Annotated in this window: 16 protein-coding genes; 8 read left to right on the top strand and 8 right to left on the bottom strand. The window is 72.3% G+C overall.

The window, feature by feature from the left end; all coding sequences use genetic code 11:
* Positions 1–27: 27 nt before the first annotated feature.
* Entirely contained in the window at positions 28–1,236 is a 1,209-nt protein-coding gene (locus HJC40_RS04100; RefSeq protein WP_249998297.1) for an EAL domain-containing protein, read from the top strand.
* A 76-nt stretch (positions 1,237–1,312) separates the two neighbouring features.
* On the opposite strand, the gene HJC40_RS04095 is transcribed toward HJC40_RS04100, so the two are convergent.
* From HJC40_RS04095 to HJC40_RS04075, 5 genes are all read right to left on the bottom strand, one after another.
* Complete coding sequence (locus HJC40_RS04095; protein ID WP_249998296.1) at positions 1,313–2,767, bottom strand: alkaline phosphatase PhoX; 1,455 nt, start codon at positions 2,765–2,767, stop codon at positions 1,313–1,315.
* A gap of 118 nt (positions 2,768–2,885) precedes the next feature.
* Positions 2,886–4,979, bottom strand: a complete 2,094-nt coding sequence (locus HJC40_RS04090; protein WP_249998295.1) for an alpha-galactosidase — start codon at positions 4,977–4,979, stop codon at positions 2,886–2,888.
* 28 nt (positions 4,980–5,007) lie between these two features.
* A complete protein-coding gene (locus HJC40_RS04085) occupies positions 5,008–5,919 on the bottom strand; it encodes a carbohydrate ABC transporter permease (protein ID WP_249998294.1) in 912 nt (303 codons plus the stop codon).
* Positions 5,919–6,869: a carbohydrate ABC transporter permease gene (locus HJC40_RS04080; RefSeq protein ID WP_249998293.1), complete on the bottom strand. Its 951-nt coding sequence runs from the start codon at positions 6,867–6,869 to the stop codon at positions 5,919–5,921. The genes HJC40_RS04085 and HJC40_RS04080 overlap by 1 nt, the downstream gene beginning before the upstream one ends.
* Positions 6,866–8,098 (bottom strand): ABC transporter substrate-binding protein, encoded by a 1,233-nt coding sequence (locus tag HJC40_RS04075; protein ID WP_249998292.1) that lies wholly within the window; start codon positions 8,096–8,098, stop codon positions 6,866–6,868. The genes HJC40_RS04080 and HJC40_RS04075 overlap by 4 nt, the downstream gene beginning before the upstream one ends.
* A 180-nt stretch (positions 8,099–8,278) precedes the next feature.
* Here HJC40_RS04075 and HJC40_RS04070 point away from each other — a divergent pair, with 180 nt between their 5' ends.
* From HJC40_RS04070 to HJC40_RS04055, 4 genes are all read left to right on the top strand, one after another.
* Positions 8,279–9,454 (top strand): ROK family transcriptional regulator, encoded by a 1,176-nt coding sequence (locus HJC40_RS04070; protein ID WP_249998291.1) that lies wholly within the window; start codon positions 8,279–8,281, stop codon positions 9,452–9,454.
* A gap of 37 nt (positions 9,455–9,491) precedes the next feature.
* A complete protein-coding gene (locus HJC40_RS04065) occupies positions 9,492–10,043 on the top strand; it encodes an AAA family ATPase (RefSeq protein WP_249998290.1) in 552 nt (183 codons plus the stop codon).
* A 159-nt stretch (positions 10,044–10,202) separates the two neighbouring features.
* Positions 10,203–11,171, top strand: a complete 969-nt coding sequence (locus HJC40_RS04060) for an alpha/beta hydrolase (protein ID WP_249998289.1) — start codon at positions 10,203–10,205, stop codon at positions 11,169–11,171.
* A gap of 104 nt (positions 11,172–11,275) precedes the next feature.
* Positions 11,276–12,610, top strand: a complete 1,335-nt coding sequence (locus HJC40_RS04055; RefSeq protein ID WP_249998288.1) for an alpha/beta fold hydrolase — start codon at positions 11,276–11,278, stop codon at positions 12,608–12,610.
* Positions 12,611–12,645: 35 nt separating this feature from the next.
* Here HJC40_RS04055 and HJC40_RS04050 read toward each other — a convergent pair whose 3' ends face one another.
* On the bottom strand, positions 12,646–15,402 hold the full coding sequence (locus HJC40_RS04050; protein ID WP_249998287.1) for an AAA family ATPase: 2,757 nt from the start codon (positions 15,400–15,402) through the stop codon (positions 12,646–12,648).
* 140 nt (positions 15,403–15,542) lie between these two features.
* Here HJC40_RS04050 and HJC40_RS04045 point away from each other — a divergent pair, with 140 nt between their 5' ends.
* On the top strand, positions 15,543–18,479 hold the full coding sequence (locus HJC40_RS04045) for a LuxR family transcriptional regulator (protein ID WP_249998286.1): 2,937 nt from the start codon (positions 15,543–15,545) through the stop codon (positions 18,477–18,479).
* Between the two features lie 23 nt (positions 18,480–18,502).
* Here the strand turns inward: HJC40_RS04045 and HJC40_RS04040 are convergent, their stop codons facing one another.
* Positions 18,503–19,786: an erythromycin esterase family protein gene (locus HJC40_RS04040; protein WP_249998285.1), complete on the bottom strand. Its 1,284-nt coding sequence runs from the start codon at positions 19,784–19,786 to the stop codon at positions 18,503–18,505.
* A gap of 131 nt (positions 19,787–19,917) precedes the next feature.
* Here HJC40_RS04040 and HJC40_RS04035 point away from each other — a divergent pair, with 131 nt between their 5' ends.
* Positions 19,918–20,067, top strand: coding sequence for a hypothetical protein (locus HJC40_RS04035; RefSeq protein WP_249998284.1), 150 nt, complete (start codon positions 19,918–19,920; stop codon positions 20,065–20,067).
* Between the two features lie 54 nt (positions 20,068–20,121).
* Positions 20,122–20,346 carry a preprotein translocase YidC gene (locus HJC40_RS04030; RefSeq protein WP_249998283.1) on the top strand — a complete coding sequence of 75 codons (225 nt, stop codon included), beginning with the start codon at positions 20,122–20,124 and terminating at the stop codon, positions 20,344–20,346.
* 48 nt (positions 20,347–20,394) lie between these two features.
* Here HJC40_RS04030 and HJC40_RS04025 read toward each other — a convergent pair whose 3' ends face one another.
* Positions 20,395–21,129, bottom strand: coding sequence for an SDR family oxidoreductase (locus HJC40_RS04025; RefSeq protein ID WP_249998282.1), 735 nt, complete (start codon positions 21,127–21,129; stop codon positions 20,395–20,397).
* Positions 21,130–21,196: the final 67 nt, after the last annotated feature.

Below are 21,196 nucleotides of genomic sequence, written 5' to 3'. Positions count from 1 at the left end.
CGCCGATGAGGACGAAGGACAGCGACCATGGAATCCGCCATCATGACGCCGGCCGGCAGCACGCCCGCGCGAGCCGGCAGCCCGGCCGATCCGCAGATCGACCGGCTGCTGGCGCTGGCCCGCACCCACCTGGGCATGGAGGTCGCCTGGCTCTCGTCGTTCAGCGCCGACCAGCAGGTGATCACCTCCGCGTCCGGCAACACCGCGGCCATGAACGTGGTCGTCGGGGAAGGCACCGAGCTGGCCGGTTCGTTCTGCGCCCGGGTGCTCGTCGGCACCCTGCCGACTGTCATCACCGACGCGCGACGGCACCCGATCACCCGCGACCTGGCCGTGACCCGCGAGCTGAACATCGGCTCCTACGTCGGCGTGCCCTGGCGCGACGCCGACGGCACCGTCGCGGGCATGCTGTGCTGCCTGAGCCGGTCCGCGGAGCCGGACCTCGACGACAGTGCCGTGCGCTACCTGAGCCTGCTCACCGACCTGATCACCGACCACCTCGGCAGCCCCGCGGCCCGGGCCCGTAAGCAGGCCCACCACACCGAGGCGGTCATCCGCGACGTCCTGCGGACCAGCGCCGTCCGCACGGTCGTGCAGCCCGTGGTGCGCCTGGCCGACGGCGTCACCGTGGCCGTCGAGGCCCTCTCGCGGTTCGACCCCGACCTGTTCGCCACCCCGGACCGGGCCTTCGCGGCCGCGAACGAGTGCGGCCTCGGCGTCGAGCTGGAGCTGTTCGCCGCCGAGCGCGCCCTGCAGTTCCGGGACCACATCCCGGACGGCATCTGGCTCGGGCTCAACCTCTCGGCCGAGGCCGCCGGCGACCCCCGTGCCCACGACCTGCTCATGCGGTACGCCGGCCGGGAGATCGGCGTCGAGATCACCGAGCACACCCCGATCGCCGACTACGACGGGCTCAACAACCGGCTGCGACCGCTGCGGGACGCGGGCTTCCAGATCGTCGTCGACGACGCCGGGGCCGGCTTCGCCAGCCTGAGCCACATCCTGCAGCTGCGGCCCGACACCATCAAGCTCGACATCGCCCTGGTACGCGGCATCCACCACGATCCCGTGCGCCGCGCCCTGGCCCGGTCGCTGGTGGCCTTCGCCCGCGAGATCGGCGCCGCGCTGCTCGCCGAGGGCGTGGAGACCACCGCCGAACGCGACACGCTGCTGGAGCTCGGCGTCACCTTCGGCCAGGGCTATCTGTGGGGCCGGCCCCAGACCCTGCCCGCCTGACTCCGCGGCCCGGCCACGGCCGAGCCCGGTGACAACAGGGCCCGACCGATCGCCGGGCCCTGCTCGTCGCGCCGGCTCAGCCGAGGTACTTCTCCCAGGGGCCGGTGATGGCCAGGGTCAGGCCGGGGTCCTGCATGTTGACGAAGAGCACCTTGCCGTCGTCGGTGAAGGTGGGCCCGCAGAACTCCGAGTCGTTGAGCTGGTTGCGGGCGATGGCGTACGTCGGGCCGCCCGGGAACGAGCTCAGCACGTGCGAGGCGCCGGCGCCGTCCTCGGCCAGCACCAGGCTTCCCCACGGGGTGACGGTCACGTTGTCCGGGCCGTCGAAGGTCAGGTCGGTGTACTTCGCCGGCGCGCCCTCCTCGGCCGTGCTCTGGTGGGGGAAATAGGTGACCAGCTGGATGGTCTGGGCCCGGAAGTCGTAGAACCAGACCATGCCGTCGTGCGGGGCCGCGTCGGCCGGCAGGTCGCCGTCCTCCCAGGCGTACGAGTTGACGACGTACACGCCGTCGTCGGTGGCCCAGACGCCCTCGAACTTGCGCCCGCGGGTGACCTGGCCGTCGGCGAACTGCTCCCGCACCGGCTTGGCGCGCGCGTCGCGCTCCGGCACGTCGATCCACCGTACGGGGAAGGGCCGGCCCAGCTGGGCGGAGGTCAGGTAGGCCACGTCCGGCAGCACCGAGCCGTCGTCCATGATGATCTGCATCGCGGCCAGGACGCCCGCGTCCGAGGCCAGCCGGGTGAGCACCCGCGGGCCCACCTTGACGCCGCGCGGCGCGGTCCAGCGGTAGAACAGCCCGTTGGGCCCGTCGGCGTCCTCGGACAGATAGATGTGAGTGCGGTCCCGGTCGATGGCCAGCGCCTCGTGGGCGTACCGGCCGAGGCACTTGATCGGCCGCGGGTCAGTGGTGCCGTCGGCCCAGACCTCGAAGACATAGCCGTGGTCCTTCTGGAAGACACCCTTGCGGTCGCCCTCGGTCCACGGGTCGCCGGCCCGGTCCTCGGTCTCCTCACAGGTCAGCCACGTCCCCCACGGGGTCGGGCCGCCGGCGCAGTTGGAGACGGTGCCCGAGATGGCCACGAACTCGCCGTGGTTGCGGCCGGCCCGGTCGGTCGTGATCACCGTGCAGCCGCCGGCGTCGATCGCGCCCGGGTCGTAGACGGTGCCCCGGACGTGCGGCACGCCGAACTCGGCGCCCGGGTCGATCTCGTGGTTCTGGATCAGGGTGTATCGGCCACGGCCGGCGTCGAAGGCCGCCATGCCGTCGTGGTCGGCCGGGGTCACGCCCTGGCCGCGGTCGAGCCGGGTGACCCCGGTCCGGGTGACCACGGCGTAGCTGAAGCCCTCGGGCAGGGCCAGGATGCCGTCGGGGTCGTCGACGAGCGGCGGGAACGGCACGTGCCCGTTCCGCGCGGGACCGGCCGGGCGGCCCGGGTGCGCCTGGGCCAGGGACGGGACGGCGCCGGCGACGGCGAGGCCGACACCGGCGGCGGCGCCACCGGCCAGAAAGGTACGACGTGAGGCAGGCACGTGAGTCAGCTCCTCTTCCACGAGTGGGACACGGGGAGCCAACTCCGGCCGGCCGACGCCGGCGCACCGTCCGCATGAGGGCCCGGCGACATCGACATGAAGATTCAGGTCTTCGCACCTATCGATCCGGTGACGTGGCTGTGACGAGCAGGACCGTCACCGTGAGCGGCGCCGCCGGTGGGCCGGGCAGTCCGATGTCGGCCAGGGCGGCGCCGCTGATCGCGACGGTGGGCGTCTCGTACACCGGCCACGCCGCCGGGTCGATGCGCCGGACCCGGTAGCGGGCCGTCCGGGACAGGCCGGGGATCCGCCAGCGTGGTGGTTCGTGAGCCAGCTCGTCGAGCTGGACGTAGGCCACGATGGCGGCCGACCGGTCGGGGGCGAGGACCCCGTGCACCCAGACGTCCTCGACGGTGCTGTCCAGCCGGACCGTCCGGCCGGTGTGCAGCAGGCGCCGGTGGGTCCGGTAGAGCTCGATCCACCGGGCCAGCGTGGCCAGGTCGTCGCCGGTCGCGGTGGTCAGGTCCCATTCGATGCCGAAGTGGCCGAACAGGGCTGTGGCGGCCCGGAAGTCCAGCGGGAGAACGCGGCGGGTCTGGTGCGACTCCGGGCCGCTGACGTGCGCGCCGAGGTATTCGGGCGGGACCAGCTGGGCGGTCCACCGCTGGATGGCCTGGCGGGCCAGCGCGTCGTTCTGATCGGAGGTCCAGACCCGTTCGGCCCGCTGCAGCACCTCCAGGTCGATGCGGCCGCCGCCCGAGGCGCAGCTCTCCCACTCGACGTGCGGGAACCGGGTTCGCAGTTCGTCCAGCAGCCGGTAGAACGCGGTCGTCTGGGCGTGGATGCCGGGCCGTCCGTCCACGACGGCCGAGCCCGCGTCGACGGCGTCGCGGTTGTGATCCCATTTGACGTAGTCGATCGCGTGGTCGGTCAGGATCGCGGTCATCTGCTCGAGGACGTGGGCGTACGCCGCCGGCTGGGCCAGGTCGAGGATCTGCTGGTGGCGTTCCTCCGGTGGGTTGCGGCCCGCGGTGGCCAGGATCCAGCCGGGGTGGGCCCGGTAGAGGTCGGAGTCGGGGTTGACCATCTCGGGTTCGAACCACAGCCCGAACTGCAGGCCGAGCCGGTGGACGTGGTCGATGATCGGCGCGAGGCCGTCGGGCCACACGTCGGGCGAGACGGTCCAGTCGCCGAGCCCGGCGCGGTCGTCGCGGCGGCCGCCGAACCAGCCGTCGTCCAGGACGAACCGTTCCACGCCGATGCCGGCGGCCCGGTCGGCCAGTTCGCGCAGCACCGGGAGGCGATGGTCGAAGTAGACGGCCTCCCAGACGTTCAGGGTCACCGGGCGTTCGGTCCGCGGGTGCGCGGGCGTCGAGCGCAGGAAGCCGTGGAACCGGGCAGCGAGCCCGTCGAGCCCGTCGTCGGCCGCCCCGACGTACACCCAGGGGGTCGAGTAGCTCGCGCCCGGAGCCAGGATCACCTCGCCCGGCAGCAGCAGCTCTCCCCCGCCGAGGGCCGTGACGGCCGGGCTGTTCTTGGCCGGCGCCACGCGTTCGAGCCGGTGCCGGTGATTGCCGCTCCAGGCGACGTGGACGCCCCAGACGTGGCCGTGCCCGAAGCCGAATCCCGGTGTGCCGGCGGTGAGCACGGTCGCCGCGTCGAAGCCGGTCTTGCCCCGCACGTTCTCCCGCAGCCACAGCCCGTCGGTGACCGGCCGGCGCTGGGGCGTGCGTTCGCGGGTCCACCGGCCGGTGAAGTCGAGCGACTCGACGGCGTGGTCGGGCACCGGGACGACGGCGTCGAGCGCCTCGAGGTGGTAATCGGTCGAGCCGGTGTTGGTCAGGGTGTGCCGCAGGCGCAGCAGGCCACCGGGCATCGCCTGCACGTCGGTGGCCACAGCCAGCCCGGCGTCCTTGTCGGTGCCCTCGATCGTCGCGCCGCCGGCGTCGGCGCGCAGCGAAGCCGGCCCGAAACGCGTGGACCAGGCGCCCGGTTCGGCGGCGCCCCGGTGGCCGGACAGGCCCGCACGCCCGTACCAGACGTGCGAGCCCTCGGGCAGCATCGGCAGCCCGGCCGGACCCAGCGCGGCCAGGTCGCCGGCGGTGACCGCCGGATCGACCACACCGCACCAGGCGACGGTGGGCAACCGGTCGGGCTGCTCGATCAGGACCAGGCCGGTGTCGCCGGGCCGGCCGATCAGATGCGCGGTCATGCGGTGTCTCCTCGCTGGTGTCCGGGCTTCACTTCACCGCCCCGCGCGTGACACCGGAGATGACCCAGCGCTGGGCGAAGACGTACACGATGAGCAGCGGCGCCATCGCCATCAGATAGCTGGCGAAGGCGGCCGGATAGTTGGTCTGGAACTGGCTCTGGAACACGTACTGGACCAGCGGCAGCGTCGCCGACCCGGGATCGGACAGGATGACCAGCGGCAGCAGGAAGTCGTTCCAGGCCCATAGACAGGTCAGGATGCCCACGGTCGCGTTCATCGGCGCGAGCAGTGGGAAGATGACCCGCCAGAACACCGCCCAGGTGGAGGCGCCGTCGATGGCCGCCGCCTCCTCGAGCGCCCGCGGGATGCTGTTGATGTAGGCGGTGAAGATGAAGATGTTGAACGCCAGGCCGTACACCACGTACAGCAGGATCAGCCCGAGCCGGTTGTCCAGGTGCAGGATCGCCGTCTCCTTGGCGACCGGCAGCATGATGATCGGGAACGGTACGAACAGCGCCGAGACGAAGTAGTAGTACAGCCCCTTGAACAGGCGCCGGTTCATGTTGCGGGCGATGGCGTAGGCGACCATCGAGTTGGTCAGCAGGGTCAGCACGACCGCGCCGACGGTGATGAGGGCGCTGTTGAGGGCGGTGGTGGGAAAGTCGGTGAGCCGCCACGCGTCGGCGAAGTTGGCCCACCGGATGTCGGTGGGCAGCCCGAAGCCGGTGCCGCCGAGCTGGTCGGTGGTCTTCAGGGCGGTGACCACGGCGAAGTAGAGCGGGATGGCGATGGTCAGCGCCAGGACCATGAGCAGCGCGGTGAGCCACCAGTTGACGCCCGGGCCGCCCCGGTCGCGGCGCCGGCGCCGCCAGGTGCGCACGGTCGTGGGGGTGTCGGTACGCCCGACGAGGGTCCCGGTCTCGCTGGCTGAGGTGGACATCAGACCTCGACCTCCCGGCGCCGCAGCACCCGCAGCTGAACGATGGAGAAACCGACGATGACGATGAAGAAGACGACCGAGTTGGCGCTCTGGTAGCCGTACTCGCCGCCCTGGAACCCACCCTTGTAGATGAGCAGGGCCACCGATTCGGTGTCGGTGCCCGGACCACCGCCGGTGAGCGCGACGATGTGGTCGAAAATCTGCAGGAAGCCCTTGAGCGACAGCACCATGTTGATGGTGAAGAAGCCGGCGATCATGGGGAACGTGATGCTGCGGAACCGCCGCCACGGGGACGCGCCGTCGAGGTCGGCTGCCTCGTACATCTCGGTCGGCACGGTCTGCAGCCCGGCGATGTAGATGATGATGTTGAAGGCGGCGGACTGCCACACCGCCAGGATCACGATGGCGATCCAGGCGGTGCTCGCCTTGGTCAGCAGCGACGTCGCCAGCGAGTCGATGCCGATCTTGGTGGCCAGCGCGGGCAGCGAGTTGGAGAACAGGTAGTTGAAGATGTACCCGATGACCAGGATGGCCAGCACGTTCGGGATGAAGTAGATCGCGCGCAGCCCGTTCTTGAACTTGATCCGGCTGTTCAGCCCGACCGCGATGGCCAGCGACACGATGTTGACCAGGATGGTCGCCACCGCGGCGATGAGGAACGTGAACCAGTACGCGTGCAGCACCCGCGGATCGGTGAACAGGGCGATGTAGTTGCGCAGCCCGACGAAACTCGACGGCCCGTAGCCCGGTGAGTCGGTGAAGCTGTAGTAGACGCCCTGCAGGACCGGGATGGTGTGGAAGACGAAGAACAGCAGGAACGCGGGCAGCACCATGAGGTAGAAGGCGCCGGCCAGGCGTACGCCCGGTTTGCGGTGCGACTGTTCGCGGCCGTCCCGCGTACCGGAAGAAGTACCGGCTTGTTCGTCACGGCTCGGTGTCTGGATGCTCATGACGCGATCACCGCTCCCAGTCCCCAGGTCCGTCGTTGGGCGACCTTGTCCCAGTCGTCGTCGAGCTTGCGCAGGAACGTGTTCTCGTCCCCGGTGATCAGGAACTCCTGCAGCAGCGGGCCGAGCGGGATGGCCTGGATGAACTGATGATCGGTGAAGCCGACGATGCGGCCCGACTCGATGTAGCTCTGCACGCCGGTCAGGGCCGGATCGTTGTTGGTCAGGCCTTTCAGCGTCGGGATGGCCACCTGGGCGGCGCAGTAGTCCTGCATCACCTTCTTGTCCATCAGGAACTGGATGAACTTGCTCGACTCGGCCGGGTGCGCGCCGTCGCGCGAAGCGGTGAGGACCACGTCGACCCCGGAGACCAGGGTGGTCTTGGCCGGGTCGTCCGTGGCCGGCAACGCCATGCTGCCGATCGTGAAGTCCGGCTTGCCGTCACGGATCTGCGGTACGGCGTAGCTGCCCAGCAACAGCATCGCCGACTCGCCGCGGGCGAAGGCGGCCGTGCCGTCCTCGTAGCCCTTGGACAGCGGGTCGGGCTGGGTGTACCGGTACAGCTGGGCCAGCTGCTCCGCCGTGCTGCGCCAGCCTTCCGCGAAGGTCGTCGTGCCCTCGAAGCGCTGCTGGAAGAAGTCCGGCGGCTGCAGCTGGGCGGAGAGCGGGGCGAGCGGGGACTGGGCGGTCCAGGCGTCGGCCAGCGTGCCGTAGAACGGGGTGACCCCGGCTGCCTTGAACGTGTCGGCCGCCGCGATGAGCTCCTCGAAGGTGGTCGGGACGGCCACCCCCTGCTCGGCGAACAGCTCCTTGTTGTAGAGCAGCCCGCTCGCGTTGGCGGCGAACGGGACGCCGTTGACCTCGCCGCGGGAGCCCGCGCCGAGGTTGCCGATCACCGACAGGTACGCCGGGGTGACGTCGGCCAGCACCGGGTCGTCACGGAAGTCGCGGAAGATCCGGGCGCTGGCGAACTCGCCGAACGTGCCGTTGGCGTTCAACGTCATCACGTCCGGCACGTCGTTCTTGACCAGCCGGGTGCGCAGCGCCGTCTCCGGGTCGGCCGGATTGTCGACGACCACCCGGATGTCGGGGTTGGCCTGCTCGAACTGGGCCGCGAGCTCCTGGAAATACTGCTGGGCCTCGGCCTTGAACTGGAAGAACGTGATGGTGGTGCGGTCGTCGGAGGAACATGCGGCGAGGACGGCGCCGGCCAGCAGGACGAGGGCGAGCATCGAGCGGGCCGGGCCCGCGGGGGACGAACGTGAGTGTGGGCGGGGCGCCGGCCTCGGTTGGCTGGAGACCGTCGGTGGACGTGGCTGCACGGCAACACCCCCAACATCGATTAATTTCAATCAGAATGAAACTAACCACATCACCGTCCACAGGCAAGAGTCGATCCGTAACCTGGGCACGTGGCTCCCAGCAGCATCGCACCGCCGGCCGACGCGCGCCTGTCCACCGGCGCCCTGGCGGTGACCCGGCACCTGCTCGCTCACGGCCCGGCGACCCGGGGTGACCTGGGCGATCTGCTCCGGGTCTCGTCGGCGTCGATGTCCCGGCTGGCTCGCGCTCTGGTCGAGGAGGGCCTGGTCGCGGAGAACGCCGAGCCGCTTCCCGGAGTGGGCCGGCCCCGGCAGATCCTGTCCGTGGTGCCCGGCGCCCGGCACGTCGCCGGCTGCAAGATCACCGGCAGCACGGCGTACGGCGTGGTGTGCGACATGCTCGGCGACGTCAAGGCGATCACGAAGGCCGCTTTGCCCGCGCGGTCGGCCGACGGCTCCGTGCCGGCGGCGGCCACGGTGCGGGTGATCAGCCAGGTGGTGGCCCGCCTGGGCCGCCGGGTCCCGTCCCTCGACGGCGTCGGCGTCTCGGTGGGCGGCGTGATCCACGATCGCTCCGTCGTACGGGAAGGCACCTTTCTGGGCTGGCGCGACGTCGACCTCGCCACTCCCCTGCGCGACCGCACGGGCCTGCCGGTTGTGGTCACCAACGACGTGACGGCGCTGGCCCGCGAACAGCTGTGGTTCGGCGCCGGCCGGACGCATGCGACCTTCGGAGTCGTCACCGTGGGCGCCGGCCTCGGGTTCGGCGTCGTCCGCGAGGGTCACGTCGTCGACCAGCTCATCGACAACGGGCACCTGCTCGCCCACGCGCCGCTGGACAGCCACGGCCCGCGATGCGGCCTCGGCCATGCCGGCTGTGTGGCGGCGTACCTCAACCGCGACGACCTGGAACGGCACGCCTCCGCTCTTGCCGGGCGGCCGGTCACCCTGGCCGGACTCGTCGAACGCGCCACCGGCGACGCCGCCGCGGCCCGGCTGCTGGACGACGCTGCGCGCGCGCTCGGGCATCTGGCCGCCACCTTCGCCGGCGCCCTGCAGACCACCCGCATCGTGCTGGCCGGTGAGGACGTCGCCACGATCGCCGCCTCGCCGGTGCTGGCCGAGACGGTTGCCGAGCGGCTCCGGCCCGGGCCTCAGGAAACCCAGCGGTGCAAGCTCGACATCACGGTGGCCCCGTCCACGTTCCAGGACTGGGCCCGGGGGGCGGCCGTCACCGGCATCCAACATGTCCTCGGTGCGGTCTGACCCGCCTTTCGCCGCCGCTCCTGACTACGGTGACACGATGGCGCGACTCGTCCACCTGAACGGCCCGCCGGGCATCGGCAAGTCCACCCTGTCGGCGCTGCACATCGACCGGCATCCCGGCACGCTCAACCTCGACATCGACACCCTGCACCGACTGGTCGGCGGATGGCAGAACGAGCAGACCGACAACTGGCCGGCCGTGTGGTCCCTGGCCCGGGCGATGGCGGCGGCCCACCTGGACGGCGGGCACGACGTCGTCCTACCGCAGTACTCCGCCACCCTCGACCAGATCCGGGGCTTCGAGGAGCTCGCGCGCCGGCACGGGGCCGGCTTCCGCGAGATCGTCCTGCTCGACGACCGCCAGCCGGCGATCGACCGGTTCCACCACCGGGCCGCGACGACCGAGGACCCGTGGGTCCGCCACCACCACGAGCTCGTCGAGCGGGGCGGCGGACCCGTGGTGCTGGGCCGCATGTACGACGAGCTGATGGCGGTCGTCCAGCTGCTCCCGAGCGCGACAGTGGTGCCGAGCGTCCCGGGCGAACCCCAGAAGACCTACGAGCTCCTCGAGGAGGCCCTGAGCCGCTGATCCACCCGCGGCGGCCCTCGATCCCGGGACGGGCGGCCACGGGGCAGGACCCGTGCGAGAGCCCCGACATACGGTCATGTGTCGGATGCCCACGCCTTTCCCGGCGGGCAGCATCGTGTCGTACTCGCGATCCGCGACCGACAGCTGAAAGGCAGTTCCATGACCGAGCCTGTCCGACCCGTTCTCGAGCCGGCGGCGCAAGCCTTCGCCGACGCCAACGCCAAGCCGCCCTTCCTGTACCAGCTCACCCCCGAGGAAGGTCGTAAGGTCGCCATCACGGTGCAGACCGATCCGCCGTTCCCGGTTCAGAACGCCGACGTGTCCGACCTGGAGATCGACGGCGGCCCGACCGGCAAGATCCGGGTGCGCATCGTGCGTCCGGCCGGCGCGACCGGGCTGCTGCCGGTGATCCTCTACGTGCACGGGCTGGGCTGGGTCTTCGGTGGCCCCGAGACCCACGACCGGCTGGTTCGTGAGCTCGCCGACGGCACGAACGCGGCCGTGGTCTTCCCGGACTACGACCTGGCGCCGGAGGCCAAGTACCCGACCCAGATCGAGCAGGTGTACGCCGTCGCCGACTGGATCACCATGAACGGCCCCGAGCAGGGCCTGGACACCACCCGCATCGCCGTCGCGGGCGACTCGGTCGGCGGCAACATGGCCACGGTCACCACGATCCTGGCCAAGCAGCGCGGCGGCGTGGAGTTCAAAGGACAGCTGCTGTACTACCCGGTGACCGACGCCGCTTTCGACACCGGCTCCTACACCCAGTTCGCCGAGGGCTACTTCCTCGCCCGCGAAGGCATGAAGTGGTTCTGGGACCAGTACACCACCGACCCGGACCAGCGGAACGAGATCACCGCGTCCCCGCTGCGGGCGACGACCGAGGATCTCACCGGGCTGCCCGAGGCGCTGATCATCGTCGGTGAGGCCGACGTCCTGCGCGACGAAGGCGAGGCCTACGCGGCCAAGCTGCGGACCGCGGGCGTGCCCATCACCACGGTTCGCTACGCCGGCATCACTCACGACTTCGTCGGCCTCAACCCGCTGCGCCGTACCTTCGCGGCCGAGGCGGCGATCACCCAGGGGATCGGCTTCCTCCGCCGGGTGCTCGGCACCGACCTGTAGGGCCTCTCGCCGGCCCGATCCCGACCGGGGCGGGCCGCACCCGCACCGCCGTCGGCCCCGGACCATGCGGGCCGACGGCGGCGACCGACCCCAAGGACGAGCGCATGACCATCGACACCGCTGAGCATGGGGTGGGCAGTAAGCCCGCGCGACGACGCGCTGGACCCGTCCGTCGCCTCGTCGCCGTTCTGCTCTGGATCGTGGCGACCCTGGCCGGCCTCGTCGCCGGCCTCTGGCTGTTCGTCCTGACCGCCGGGGTGTCCGCCGTCCCGGTTGTCTTCGCCGCGGCCGCGGTGGCGGGGTGTTTCCTGGCCGTGGCGGCGCTGGGCCGGCTGGCCGGGCTGGTGGCGGGCTCCGGCCGGCGTTCGCTGCGAACGAGCGCCGTCATCACCGCCGTCCTCGCCGTCGTCGGCGGCTCGGTGCTGTTCTGGCCGCTGACCCGCGACGAATCCCACCCGGAGGCCGCCGCCGGGGTGCGGTACTGGGATCTGGACACCGGCTCACGCCTGGCCTACTTGAGCTACCCGGCCACGACGAAACGCACCACCGGTACGCCCATCGTCTTTCTGCACGGCGGTCCGGGCGGGCCGCTGCGCCCCTTCGAGTACGACTTCTTCCCGCAGTTCACCCGCGACGGGTACGACGTGTATCTGTTCGAACAAGCCGGCGTCGGAGCCTCGCGGGCGCTTCCCCACGCCGCCGATTACACCGCCGCCCGCGCGGTGGCCGACCTGGAGGCTGTCCGGCGGAAGACCGGCGCGGAGCGGATGGTGCTGATCGGCCAGTCCTGGGGCGGTTCCCTGGCCGCCCTCTACACCGCCGCCTACCCGCAGCACGTGGCGAAGGTCGTCTTCAGCGAGCCCGGCACGCTTCCCGGGCCGCCCGACGCGGCCGAGGCCGCCGCGACCGGTACGGCGGCCCCGGGCTCAGCCCCCGGCGCCGCTCCCTCGTTGCTCGCACCCCGCTTCCTCATGGCCGCAGTCCTGGCGCAGACGGCTCCCGCGGCCGCCGAACGGTTCGCGCCCCGGGCCGAGGTCGACCATTACCTGGACCAGAACATTCCCGGCTTCATCCGGCAGTCCTTCTGCGCCCGCGACGGGAACCGCATCCCCGAAGTGGACCTCGAAGGCTTCGACTTCTATGCCAACACGGTCACCAGCAGCACGATCGGCGACCTGCCCGATCCGCGACCGGCCCTGCGCCGTTCCTCCACCCCCGCGCTCGTCCTGCGCGGAGAGTGCAGTTACATCCCGTGGCCCGACACCTACGCCTACACGCGCGTGCTCCGTGGCTCGTCCCTCGTCTACATCAAGGACGCGGGTCACGTGCTGTGGGCCAGCCGCCCCACGGAGACCGCGGCGGCGATCCGGGCGTTCCTGCTCGACCGGCCGCAACCCGTGGCGCCCTATCGGGGCGACAAGGACCCCGCTGCCCGCTGACCGGATGGGAGCGACCGTGCGCCGCTGAGAGCCGGTCAGCGGCGCAGGACATCGCTCAGCTGGGCCCGGCCGGAGACGCCGAGCTTGGGGAACGCCCGGTAGAGGTGGGCGGCGACCGTGCGCGGGGACAGATAGACCTGGTCGGCGATCTCCTTGTTGGTCAGACCGGACGCGGCCAGCTGGGCGACCGCGAGCTCCTGCGGAGTGAGGATCGCCGTGACATCCGGGCCGGGCTCGTCCCGGCCCGCGACCGGCGCCGGGGCGGCCACCCCCGCGGCCCGCAACTCGGCGGACGCCCGGTCAGCCAGCGCCTTCGCACCGCAGTCATCGAAGATCCGGTGGGCCTGCTCGAGGTGCTCCCGCGCCTGCACGATGCGGCGCCGGCGGCGCAGCCACGCACCGAAGGCCAGCTCGCAGCGGGCGATCTCCAGGGCCTCACCGGCGGAGCGCGCCTCCCGCAGCGCCAGCTCGTACAGCTCCCCGGCGCCGTCCTCCGGCGCCAGCACCGCCTGGGCGCGGTGGACGACAGCCCAGATGTACGGCGCGTCGAAGGCCCGCGCCTGCCGTTCCGCGTCGGCGACCACCTCGCGTACGGCCGCCTCGTGCCCACTGCGGAGGCCCACCTCGGCCAGATCGGCGACCACCCAGATCGCCGTCGTCGGATGCACCGACACCTGCCGCAGCTCCAGCCAGGCGTCGCCGTAGCGCCCCTCGGCCATCGCCACCAGCCCGGCCGCCCAGCCGGCCCGGCAGCTGATGATCGCGTGCGGCTGGTGATCCCGCAGGTCGCCGCTGTCCCGGATCCGGGCCGTGGCCTGCTCGAAGTCACCCCGGAACGCGTGCACCAGGGCCGACATCGAGGCCCCGGAGGCCGAGGAACGCCGCGAGTTGCTCAGCACGCCCAGCTCCATGACCCGCTCGCTGTCGGCGAGCGCGCCGGCCAGATCCCCGGCCAGCAGTCGCAGCATCGAGCGTCCGTGCAGGGCGGGCGCCTCGTCGGCGATTGTGCCGCTGGAGTGGTGGTAGCGGCGATACTCCTCCCAGCTCGCCCGGGCGGTCGCGTAGTCGTGCACGGCCTCCGCGACCCGGGCGAGGATGTGGAGCCACTGGTTGGTTCCGGGCGCCCGTTCCCGCCCGTCGATCATCGCCTCGTCGAGGACCCGGGTGTAAAGGCTGGGCAGCATCGGCCTGACCCGGGGAGCCTGCGCGACCGGATCGACCATCGTGAGCACCGCCTGCTGCGCCCAGCCGTCGTGCGAGGCCGACAGCTTCGCCGCCGCTGCCCGCAACCGCGTGGCGACCGCCGCCTCGACGCCCATCCCCCACGCCCGGCCCGCCGCAGCGGCCAGGGACAGGGTGCGCAAAGCCACCGTCTCGGCCGGGGTGGAGGCCTCGAGGCGTTCGACGATCGCGATCAGTTCGTCCAGACTCCGCATCGGGTGGCCGGCCGTCAGCCCGAGCCGGGTCTCGGTGATGATCACGAGCGTCACGTCGGCCGGCCGCCGGACAACCGGGATGAGGTCGCCCAGGATCGCCGAGGCCTCCTTGATCTGCCCGGCCCGCCGTACCAGTTCGGCCGCCAGGGCCAGGCGGTGAATCCGGTCGCCGGGGTCGGGTGAGAGCTCGGCGGCCCGGCGCAGAGCGGCCACGGCGTCGGGGAGCGCGCCGCGCCCCTGCGCGATCCGGGCCACCGCCTCCAGCTCGGCGGCGACCGGTTCGTCCCGCTCCAGCAGAGCGGAGGCGCGGTGCCAGACGGCGCGGACGGCGTCGTTCTCCACGCTCGCCAGCCGGCGATGAGCCGCAGCCCGCTCGACGGTCGAGGCCGCGCCGTAGACGGCCGAGCGAACCAGCGGGTGCATGAATTCCAACCGGTTGCCCCGGACCGTGACCAGCCGGTTGTGCTCCAGCGGGAGCACGTCGGAGGGCGTGATCCCCTCCTCGGCCCCGGCCGCCAGCAGATCGGGCAGGTGAGTGCTTTCGTCCCCGGCCGCGGCCAGCAGCAACAAGGCTCGGCTGGGGCCCGGCAGCACCGCCAGGTCTCCGACGAACGCCTGTTCCAGGCGCCGCGACGTCGGCAGCCGCAGCGGTGGGGCGGACTCCTCGGTCGTCGCCCCGAGTGCCGCCGCGTACTCGTGCAGAGCGAGCGGATTGCCGGCCGCCTCGAGCAGGACACGCCGGCGTGAGCGCCCGGTCAGCCGCGGCGCGACCTCGTCGAGCAGCCGCTCGGACTCGTCGTCGGCCAGCGTCCCCAGCGACAATCGCCGAGCGTCCGGCCCCCCGAAGCTGTCGTCCGGCCCCTCGCCGGGACGCACGGTCGCCACCATCAGCACGGCAGCGTTGCTCAACCGCCGCGCCACGAAATCCAGGGCCGCGGCGCTGGACGGATCCAGCCAGTGCAGATCCTCGACCACCGCGAGGACCGGGCGGCGCGCCGCGACCTCCTCCACCAGCCCCAGCGCGGCCACGTTGATCAGCAGCGGATCGGCCGGACTGTCGGCGACCGCTCCGAACGCCGTCAGCAACGCCTCCTGCTGACGGGACGGCAGGACACCGGCCAGGTCCAGGACCGGATGCAGCAACTCGTGGAGAGCCGCGAACCCCGAACGCTGCCGATCGACGCCGGTGCACCTCAGAACCTCGCAGCCGCCCTCCTGCGCCGCCGTCTCCAGCGCCGCCACCAGGGTGGTCTTACCGATACCAGCCGTTCCCTCGATGACCACGAACCGGCCCCCCGGGCCGATGGCGCCGAGCGAGCGGAGCAGGAAGGCGAGCTCGTCCGAGCGTCCGATCATGCTCTGTTTCTTACCAGGATCTTGCCGATCCGACCGAACCCCACCCGGACCGGGCGCCCGACGGCGATCAGGGGGTCAAGTGACGGATACCCGCCCCAGCCGGCTCGCGCACACTGGGAGACGACGGAAGGAGCGGTCTCGTGGCGGTCGGGCGGTCGGAAGTGGCCCTGCATGGTTCGCAGGCCGGCGCGGGGAGCACCGGCGACGTGACGCTCGAGACATCTCCGGAGGAAACCACTCTGCTGGGCCGGGACGAGGCGCTGGCCGTCCTGGACTCCCTGGTGGCCGGGCTGTCGGGCAGCGGCACCGCCGTGGCCATCACCGGTGCGGCCGGTACGGGCAAGACGGCGCTCCTCGACCACGTCGCCGACCGGGCCGGATCGCGCGGCTACCTGATCCTGCGGGCCGCGGGGCTGCCGTGCGACCGGGCCGGAGCCGGCGCCGGGCTGCACGAACTGGTGCATCCTGTGCTGGACGAGGCCGACGACCTGCCCGGCCCGCAACGGTCGGCCCTGCTGGGACGCTTCCTGCTCTCCCACGACCCCGCTCCCGAGCGGCTGGCCCTCGGCCTGGCCGTCCTGAGCCTGCTGGAGAGACTGGGACGGCGGGGACCGCTGCTCGTCCTGATCGACGACCTCCAGTGGCTGGATCAGGTGACCGTCGAGGTGCTGACCTTCGTGGCCCGGCGCTTGCGGGCGGCGCCGATCCTCATGGTCGGCGCCCTGCGGAACGGCGGGCCGGGGACGGACCAGAGCGTGCGATGGCCGTTCCGGCGTATCGACCTGGGCCCGTTGCCCGACGACGTCGCCCAGCGACTCGTGACGTCCGTCGCACCGGCGCTCTCCGCGGCGGCCCGGCGGCGAGTCCTCAGTGCCGCCGAGGGCAACCCGCTGGCCCTGCGGGAGTTCGCCACGGCGCTGAGCGCCGAGCCGGCCCACCAGGAACAGCCGGCCGGCCGTCCCCTCCCGGTCACGCACCGGATGTCCGCGAGCCTGCTGGCCGGAACCGACGATCTCCCCGAGCCGACCCGCCGGTTCCTGGTGCTGGTCGCGGCGGCCGGGCAGCACCTGTTACCGGAACTCGTACCGGCGGCCCGCCGGATCGGGCTGCGTCCGGAAGACCTCGATCCGGCCGAACAGGCGGGACTCCTGCTCGTCACCGGCGACCGGGTCCAGTTCCGGCAGGAGCTGATGCGGTCGGCCGTCTACAGCGCCGCCACCTGGTCCGAGCGGGCCGAGGCGCACGAGGCTCTCGCGGCCACGACGACGGACCTCGTCCGAGCCACCTGGCATCGCACGGCCCTGGCCCACGACGAGGACGAGGACGCCGCGGCGGATCTCGAGGGAGCCGCCGATCGGCGGACGCGGCGCGGCCGGCTGCCGGAAGCGGTGGAGCTGCTGCGGCGTGCGGCGGCTCTGTCCGCCGGCGGCGCCGAGCGGTCGCGGCGGCTGGCGATCGCCGCCGAACTCGCCCGCCAGGCGGGGCACGGCGCCGAGGCGCACGAGCTGATCCACGAGGCGATGGCGTTGTCGCCCGGCCCTCAGGTGATCGGGCGGTTGCTCGTCACCCGCGCCGCCCTCTCGCTGACCGAGGGTCTGGACGGGCGGTCGGCCGCCGAGGCTGTCGACGCCGTGGCCCGGGAGGCGTCGTCGCATGCCGATGACGGCCGGTGGGACCACGAGACCTGGGCCGCTGCCATGATCGCCGCCGGGTCCCTCGCCTGGTACCACGACCTCCCGGCACCGACGAGAGCCGCGTTGATCAAGGCCATGGACGATGCGGTGACGGCGATCGCCGGCGCCGGGACGGCCGGCTCCGAGCGTAGGGCCGGGCTCACCGAACTGGCTGCGGCCGAACCGACGACGGCGACGCTGCTGACCATCGCCCGGTCCTGGAACGATCCGCTCGGTGACGCCGCGACGGTCCGTCGCCGGCTGCCACCGTTGATCGCGGCCCTGCGGGACCGGCTCCTGACCGGCGCGCCGCCGCCGCGCGACACCAGCCACCTGCTGATCGCGGCCGCCCGCACCGCCGAGTCGCTGCACGACGTCGACCTGTCCGTCCAGAGCTGGAACCTGGCCGCCGACGCCCTCACCGTGACCCGGGGAGCAGCCGGCGACCACGTCCGCCAGCTCACCGAGCGGGGACTGACCCGGATCCTGTCGGGACGGCCCGCCGACGCCGGGGCCGACGCGGCCTGGGCCGGCGAGCTCAGCGCGGAGCTGGGGTTGCCGCTGCTGGGTGATCTGGCCGCGGCCACCCGAGCCCTCGCGCTGGCCTGGACGGCTGCCGGCCCGGCGGCCGCGGGTGAGATCCGCCGCACCCGTTCGTTCCCGCCGCGGACGCACTCCGCCCTGGTCACGGCCATGGCCGGGTGGGCGAACGGGCTGGCGGCGTTGCGGGAGAAGCGGTTCGGTGAGGCCGGGAACGAGCTCACCTCGCTCGGCCCGCACCGGACCATCGCCTGGAACGCGGTCGGCGACCTGGCCGAGGCGGCCGCGGGCAGCGGTGACCCGGAACTGATCACGCTCGCCCGCCGGCAGGTCGACGTGGTCCGGCAGGCCGCCGACGTCCTGGACTCCGACCATCTGCGCGCCGTCGCCCTGCGGGGCGCCGCGGTCCTCGACGACACCGGGGCCGAGCGACATTTCCAGGAGTCCGCGGCGGCCGGCCGCCGGGGCGGCGTACCGCTGGAGCTCGCCCGGACCCTGCTGGCCTATGGCGCCTGGCTGCGCCGGACCGGGCAGATCGTGGCGGCTCGCGAGCACCTGGGCGAGGCCCGGTTCCTCTTCGGCAACGCGGGGGCCGCGCCCTGGGCCGAGCTGGCCACCGCCGAACTCCGGGCCGCCGGCGTCACCGCGAGCGGCAGTGGAGTCCCGAGATCCGGTGCCGACGTGTTGTCGCCGCAGGAGTTGCGGGTCGCCCTGCTGGCCGCCGAAGGGTTGACCAACCGGGAGATCGGAGCGCGCATCGACGCCTCGCATCGCACCGTCGCGAACTACCTGTACGACATCTATCCGAAGCTGGGAATCACCAGTCGCCTTCAGTTGCGGGCCGCCGTCGGTGACGTCGCCTGACCGGTCGGTGCTCCCCCGCCGGATCAGACGCCGGAGGGGAAGGTCTCGGGCTCGCGCGCGTCCGTGACCGGCAGGTGCAGCGGCCGTACGGCCTGCGACTCCGCGATCCAGCAGAAGGCGTCGTAGCGGTCACCCAGCACGGTCGGCACGTAGTTGCCGTGCCTCTCCCGGTCCGGGTGGTAGACCACGCCGATCGCGCGGTGGTCCAGCTCTTCGGTCAGCACGCCCGGCCGGTCGCCGGACGGGAAGACGAAGAGCGCCTGATCGGGCGCGGTCGCCCGCAGCACCTCCTCCAGGGAGTGCCGGCGCGCCGGCGGCACCCGCATGACCTCCATCGGCGCGCCCCAGGCGTCCCCGGCGATGACGGTCCCCCGGTACGTGCCCAAGCCGACCAGCACGACCTGATCGGCGCCGTACCGCTCGCGGGCCAGTTGACCGATGTTCACGTGGCCCGCGTCGGCCATGTCGGTGGCCCGGGCGTCACCGACGTGGGTGTTGTGCGCCCAGACGATCGCCTTCGCGCCGGCCCCGTAGTGCCCCAGCAGCCGGTCCAGCGTCTCGTCCATGTGCCGGTCCCGGACGTTCCACGACTCGCGCCCGCCACGCGCCATCGCCCGGTAGTACCGCTCCGCGCCGGCGACCACCTCGGCGTTCTGCCACGCCTCGAAGCGGCTCGGCTCCTCGGCCGCCCGGCGCCGGAGGTCGACCAGCAGGCGGATCACCTCGTCCTCGCAGTGGGTGGGGACCAGGCGGGTGGCCCAGGCGTACTCCTGGGGGTCTTCGCCGTACGGTTCGAAACAGCGATAAGCGGCCAGCGCCGCCGGCACCTGCTCGGGGTCGTGCTCCCGCAGAAAGGTCAGGATCTCGCGCAGCGACTCCCACAGCGAATAGACGTCCAGGCCGTGGAATCCGGCCCGGGCGCCCGCCTCCCGGGTGCTGTTGTGGTCGCGCAGCCACCGGGTGAAGTCGACGATCTCCTCGTTGGCCCACATCCACGTCGGCCACCGGTCGAACGCCAGCAGCGCCTCCCGGGGATCGACCGGCGCGTCCGGCCGGCACCGGACGCTGCGATCCACCCGTTCGCAGTCCGGCCAGTCCCCCTCGACAGCGACGAACGAGAAACCCTTCTCCTCGATCAGGCGCCGGCTGATCGCCGCCCGCCAGGTGTAGAACTCGTGCGTGCCGTGGCTGGCCTCGCCCAGCATCACGACCCGGGCGTCACCGACCCGGTCGAGCAGCACGTCGAGATCACCGGGGTCCGTGAGCGGCGCGGCCAGAGCGGCCACCTCGTCGCCGTACCGTGCCATCGGCCTGCCCTCCTTCGCTCGCCGGGCCGTGACGCATACCCCAGCGCTCCCGCGGTATGCCAGGGCGGTGGCGCCGCGTTCGTCGCCGGCTCGCGAAGCGTCGTTTCCGATCTGACGGGTACGCCATAGTCATGACGTCACAACCGCAGGAACCGGCCACCGACGACAACGCCGCGACCGACGAGGCCGACGCGCCGACACTGCCGGCCGGCGACGACGTCCGGGTCGGCCCCGACCGGTCCGACGAGCCCGAGGCCGGGGCGACCGAACCCCCTGACTGAGCCCCGGCAGCGACCCCGTCGCATGAACAGTCACACCCCGGGTACGCGCCCGGCATGACGACGGATGAGGGAAACCGGAACGGCGAGCTGCCCATCGACCCGCAGGCCAAGCCGGAAGAGGGCGCCCCGCTCACCCAGGTCGAGACCGACCGCCGGCCGGCCGGCATGCCGGACAGCGACATCGTCACCGAGCCGGACGGCTCGGGCACAGCCGGCGGCGCCTCGGGAAGCAGCGGTGGCGGCTCCAGCATGCCGGGCCATCCGGACGCCGCCCGCTGATCGCGTCGGGCCCGAACGACGACGGCGCCGCCTGGGCCTGCTCGAACCTCACGCCGCGCCGCCGTTGACGAACAGCACCTGGCCGTTGATCCACCGCGACGGGCCGGCCAGGTCGGCCACCACCTGGGCGATGTCCTCGGGCCGGCCCAGCCGCTCCATCGGGTTGGCCTTGGCCGCCGTCGCCACCTGCTCGTCGGTCTTGCCGTCCAGGAACAGCGGCGTCTCCACCGGGCCGGGCGCGACCGTGTTGACGGTGATGTCGCGCCCGCGCAGCTCGCGGGCCAGGATCAGCGTCATCGCCTCGACCCCGCCCTTCGCGGCCGCGTAGGCCGCGTAGGCCGGGTACTGCAACCGGGTCACGGTCGACGAGAAGTTGACGATCGCGCCGCCGGAACGGACCTGCCGCGCCGCCAGCTGGCTGACGACGAACGTCCCGCGCAGGTTCGTCCGGATGATGCGGTCGAACGTCGCCAGATCCATCTGGGCGACGGGGCCCAGCGGCATCGAGCCCGCCGCGTTGACCACCACGTCGACGCCGCCGAAAGCCTCGGTGGCGGTGGCGAACACCGCGGCCATCGCCTCCTCGTCGGCCACGTCCCCACCGGCGGCGACCGCGCGCCCGCCGGCCTCGGCGATCAGGGCCAGCGTCTCGTCGGCCCGGTCCCGGTTGCCGCCGAAGTGCACGACGACCGCCATCCCGTCGCGGGCCAGCCGCACCGCCGCCGCCCGCCCGATGCCACCGGACGCCCCGGTCACGATGGCCACCCGCTCCTGCTTCGCCATGACGACACTCCCTTATCTGAACAAGCCGTATATGAACAAGCTGTCCATATGAAGATAGCACCCGAGC

Source organism: Actinoplanes sp. M2I2, from assembly GCF_023544445.1.
In the GTDB taxonomy this organism is placed as follows: Bacteria; Actinomycetota; Actinomycetes; order Mycobacteriales; family Micromonosporaceae; genus Actinoplanes.
Note: the sequence above shows the minus strand (reverse complement) of the source record. Positions and strands in the feature narration are given on the sequence as shown.

Bases quoted from the DNA above. Each gene is read 5' to 3' on its own strand.
- HJC40_RS04080 (WP_249998293.1), bottom strand. From the start codon at position 6,869: ATGAGCATCCAGACACCGAGCCGTGACGAACAAGCCGGTACTTCTTCC.
- HJC40_RS04100 (WP_249998297.1), top strand. From the start codon at position 28: ATGGAATCCGCCATCATGACGCCGGCCGGCAGCACGCCCGCGCGAGCC.
- HJC40_RS04050 (WP_249998287.1), bottom strand. From the start codon at position 15,402: ATGATCGGACGCTCGGACGAGCTCGCCTTCCTGCTCCGCTCGCTCGGC.
- HJC40_RS04065 (WP_249998290.1), top strand. From the start codon at position 9,492: ATGGCGCGACTCGTCCACCTGAACGGCCCGCCGGGCATCGGCAAGTCC.
- HJC40_RS04085 (WP_249998294.1), bottom strand. From the start codon at position 5,919: ATGTCCACCTCAGCCAGCGAGACCGGGACCCTCGTCGGGCGTACCGAC.
- HJC40_RS04090 (WP_249998295.1), bottom strand. From the start codon at position 4,979: ATGACCGCGCATCTGATCGGCCGGCCCGGCGACACCGGCCTGGTCCTG.
- HJC40_RS04040 (WP_249998285.1), bottom strand. From the start codon at position 19,786: ATGGCACGGTACGGCGACGAGGTGGCCGCTCTGGCCGCGCCGCTCACG.
- HJC40_RS04055 (WP_249998288.1), top strand. From the start codon at position 11,276: ATGACCATCGACACCGCTGAGCATGGGGTGGGCAGTAAGCCCGCGCGA.
- HJC40_RS04075 (WP_249998292.1), bottom strand. From the start codon at position 8,098: ATGCTCGCCCTCGTCCTGCTGGCCGGCGCCGTCCTCGCCGCATGTTCC.
- HJC40_RS04060 (WP_249998289.1), top strand. From the start codon at position 10,203: ATGACCGAGCCTGTCCGACCCGTTCTCGAGCCGGCGGCGCAAGCCTTC.
- HJC40_RS04030 (WP_249998283.1), top strand. From the start codon at position 20,122: ATGACGACGGATGAGGGAAACCGGAACGGCGAGCTGCCCATCGACCCG.
- HJC40_RS04035 (WP_249998284.1), top strand. From the start codon at position 19,918: ATGACGTCACAACCGCAGGAACCGGCCACCGACGACAACGCCGCGACC.
- HJC40_RS04025 (WP_249998282.1), bottom strand. From the start codon at position 21,129: ATGGCGAAGCAGGAGCGGGTGGCCATCGTGACCGGGGCGTCCGGTGGC.